The sequence below is a fragment of the Streptomyces sp. NPDC044033 genome (assembly GCF_056434425.1).
On sequence record NZ_JBWKFF010000063.1, the window covers coordinates 1 to 3,747 of the forward strand.

Here is a 3,747-nt window from a genome sequence, read left to right on the forward strand (position 1 = left end):
GCTCCGGCCGACGGCAACCGTACGGACGGTTCAGCGCTCGGTCGCCGGCCTGGAGGCGGGCGCCGCGGCGTGGGCGGTCTCGATGCCGCAAGGCGCGGGCGAGCGGGGTGCCGGGGAACAGCCGGGCCACCTGCCTGGTCAGGTGCAGCATCACGTTGACCAGCGGGATGCTGTTGCTGCGGACGGTGCCCGCCCACAGGTAGAGGGCCGCGGGCACGGTGGCCAGCAGCAGCCACGGCGGCCACCAGAACACGGTCGCCGCGCACAGCACCGCCGCGCCGGCCGCCGCCAGGCCCCAGGCGAGCCGGCAGAGGCGGCTGAAGACGTCGTTGAGGTTGATGGTCCAGCTGAACCGGCCCGGCTGGCGCCGCAGCTTCGCCCGCACCGCGGGCCAGTAGTCGAAGTACAGATCCCACGGGTCGACCAGCAGCACCGCACAAAGCCGCTGGAGTGGCGGCCGAAACAGGTGACGATCGCGAAGTCGAGCATCGCGCCGCCCATCATCAGCAGACCGCCCAGCGCCCGGCCGGTGAACAGCGCGATGCCCTGCCACACCTCCGGCCGGATGCCCGCGCCGGCGACCGGGGCCGGCAGGTCGGCCGCGATGCGCTCGCGGCGCCGGACTCCTTCTTGCAGGAAGCCTTCCGCCGTCCGCAGGGCGCGGCCGACGTCGGCGAGGAAGTACTTCCTCCTGCAGCTCCGCCGGCAGCGTGTGCGGCCCGGCCACGGCGTTGATGCCGGAGGGCATCGCGGTGCGCAGCCGGGCGAGTTCCGCCTGGAGGCCGGCCGCCCGGTCCTGGGCCCGGGCGGCGAGGAGTTCGGCCTCGTGCCGGGCCCGGCGGGCCAGCTCCAGCTCCTGCTTTGCCATGTGCAGCTGCGCGGTCATGGCCTCGACCTCTTCCCGGGCGGCGGCCGGCGCCGCGGACAGGGCCTCCAGGTCTTCCTGGAGGCGGGTCACCAGGCGCAGCAGGAGCAGCGCCAACTGATGCGCGCCGAGGCGTTCCCGCTCGAGGTCCGGGGCCCGTTTGCGCTTCTTGGTGACCACCGCGTCGACGAATGCCTTCGGGGGTACCTTTCCGCTGAGGTTGTCGCTGATCGTCGACTTTGCGTACGGCACCGCGTCCTGCAGCTGTCGCAGGGTGACGCCGTGCACGTCGAGGAGCTCGCGCAGGAACCGGGCCAGCGCCGGTGCTGCTCGGTCTTGTACGCCCGGCGGGCCTCCGCTTCGGCCTCCTCGGTCCGCCCCAGCCACCCGAGCGCGCTGCCGCGGTACTCCGGCAGCGCCTGCTCCACCGTCTGGAGGGCGGCGAGGGCGGCCGCTGCCGCGACCGGGTCCGCGTCCAGCTCGCCCGGCTCCACCATCGCCATGAACTTGCCCTGCGCCCGCGTGATGTCCTCCGCCAACGATGCCCGGACGTGGTCGGTGACGGCGTCGACGTCGGCCCGGTCGGTCAGGTCGGCGGACCAGGTCGCGGCGACCAGGCCGGCCTCCGCGATCAGGGCCTCGGTCCGGCGCCGGTAACCGCACAGCCCGGCCGCCCGCTGCTGCCCGCAGTCCGCACACGCCAGCACCTGGCGCAGCGCGTCAGCGGCCGCCGCGGCCGCCCGCTCGTGTTCCGCCCGCTCCTGAGCAGCCGCACGGGCCTCATCCCGGCGGGCCCGCTCAGCGCGGCCTTTAACATGGGGCGTTGAAAGCTCAAAATAGGGGAGAAACTGGATGAAAGAGGAAATTCCCTATCAAGGATGGCGAAGCCGTGAAGTGGAGATCAATCACACCCCCGGGCAGCCAACACTTGTGGAAATACGCTCCCTGGGGTGGACCAGCTCATTCTTTGCATCCGGGGTCACCAAAACGCCGGAACGTGAAGCGCGAGGCCCTCTGGCGGTATCGACGTGGGGAAGGAAGCCATACCGATTTCTACTTGAGCCGAAATACACCCACGTCCATGTCGAACGGAAGGCCGGCACGGAGAGTGGAGGTGGAATCTCTCGCTGGCGCCTGCGCGCATTGCCAGCTAACACGGCGCGAACACTGTCAGGCACCATCAAAGGCGAAGCCGCAGATGCGCTGCAGTGCCCTGCGGGGGTTCATTCCATCGGGTACTCATTCGATCAGCGAAAAGCTGATCAGGGAATAAACATTGTCCACATTTCATGGACCGGGGAAAAGGTTACAGAGCTGCTGGATTCCGGATCCATTCGGGGAACCTTGAGAATCCCTGGGCCCGGGTATATACAGATCAGCACGGCCGGCCCGTGGGAAATATCGACATAACAAAACGTCGGCAAGGCAAACCGATCCGCCCACCATTCGGTGGGCGGATCTTTTCATGCCTCTCAGCTGCCCGCCGGTTGAACCGTGAGGCGGCGATGCCGAGCTCCCTGCGGGTTCGCTGGACGAACTCGCGGACGGCCGGTTCGCGCGCCCAGGGGCCAGGGCTGCGTTGAATTGGGCAACGTAGTCCTTGGCCCGGGTGGACTGGACGCGGGCGAGGATGTCGACGGACCGGTTGCCGAGTTCGAGGCCGTGGTCGAGGTCGCGGGCCTGGAGGTGGGCGGTTCCCCCTATGGCGAGCCGCATTCCGACGGAACGGGTGAAGGTCCCGGGGGGCCATGGCAGTGGCCTGCTTGTTCCAGGTCAGGGCCATCTTGGGGTTCTTCAGGTCGCGGCAGATCTCGGCGGCGTCGGCGGACATCCGGGAGTGCACGTAGAAGTCGATCCACGCGGGTTCGTCGCCGCTGTCGGCCTTCGCCTGGTCCAGGAGGTTCTCCGAGGCTGCCAGGGACCGGAAGGCGGCCCGGGGGTCGTTCTCGCGGGCGTGGGCACGGGCCTCAATGAGTTTGGTGAAGGCCAGCACCCGGGAGCCGCCTGCCGCTTCGCCCGGTTGAAGGCGCCCTGGGCCATGTCGACGGCCTCGTTCGCGAATCCGCTGTACGCCCGGCATCGAGCGCCGCAGCGTGAACGAGGAGTGGTCGGCAGTGCAGACGATGCGCCACCTGGTCTTCGTCCACGACTCGTGGTTCCGCCGCTGCTGCCTGGGCTCGACGGAGCTATTCACGCCGATGGGCATCGGGACGACCATCGAGCCCTACCGTGGAGCGCACGGGCTTGACCTCTCGCTCGATCCGGCCCTCGACGAGATCGTGAGCGTGCGTGACGCACAGGCCGCCGAGCTCGAGGCCTGGCTCGACGAGGTCACCGCTGTACAGCTCGCAGCGCGAGCGCCGGTGCCCGACGACGATGTCTGGCCGCCGTACGCCCGGGGCCGCTTGGTGCGCCAGTGCCTCGGCACGGTGCTCAACGAGACCTTCGAGCACCACGGTTTCTGCGTCCGCGATCTCGACCTCATCGAGGCACAGGACGCTGAGTAGGGTCGGCCACGGACTCAGCATCCTGCGGATGCGGGCATCGCTGACCGTCTGCGCGTGCCGAGCTGCTGGACGCGGTACTGGAGCATCCGGCGGGCCTGACCTGGGTGCCGGCCGGGCGGGCGGCCGTCGGGAGCGCGGCGAGCTGGTGAAGGTGCGCCGTCTGGAGGTCGGTGATGCGGTCCATCCGTGCGCCACAGGTGCAGCTCATGCAGCGGCCGATCGACGGCGAGGAGGCGGAACGAGTGGAAGCCGTAGAGTACGCCGCCAAGATCGAAGCGCTGCTAGAGATCATTAACTGTGGGGGTTCTGGCCCTGCTGACGGTTGAGGTCGTGTGCGGTAAGCCGGAGGTATGCGGTATCCCGATGGTGGTGGGC

At 69.2% G+C, this 3,747-nt stretch carries 2 protein-coding genes and 1 pseudogene; 2 read left to right on the forward strand and 1 reads right to left on the reverse strand.

The genetic code is table 11. From position 1 onward, the window contains the following. Window positions 1–1,153: pseudogene (locus AC07AB_RS40130) on the reverse strand (hypothetical protein); the annotation flags it as partial. Window positions 1,154–1,188: 35 nt separating this feature from the next. Between AC07AB_RS40130 and AC07AB_RS40135 the strand changes: the two are divergent. After that, entirely contained in the window at window positions 1,189–1,692 is a 504-nt protein-coding gene (locus AC07AB_RS40135; RefSeq protein WP_478577656.1) for a hypothetical protein, read from the forward strand. Between the two features lie 1,266 nt (window positions 1,693–2,958). After that, complete coding sequence (locus AC07AB_RS40140; RefSeq protein WP_478577657.1) at window positions 2,959–3,372, forward strand: DinB family protein; 414 nt, start codon at window positions 2,959–2,961, stop codon at window positions 3,370–3,372. Window positions 3,373–3,747 lie beyond the last annotated feature (375 nt).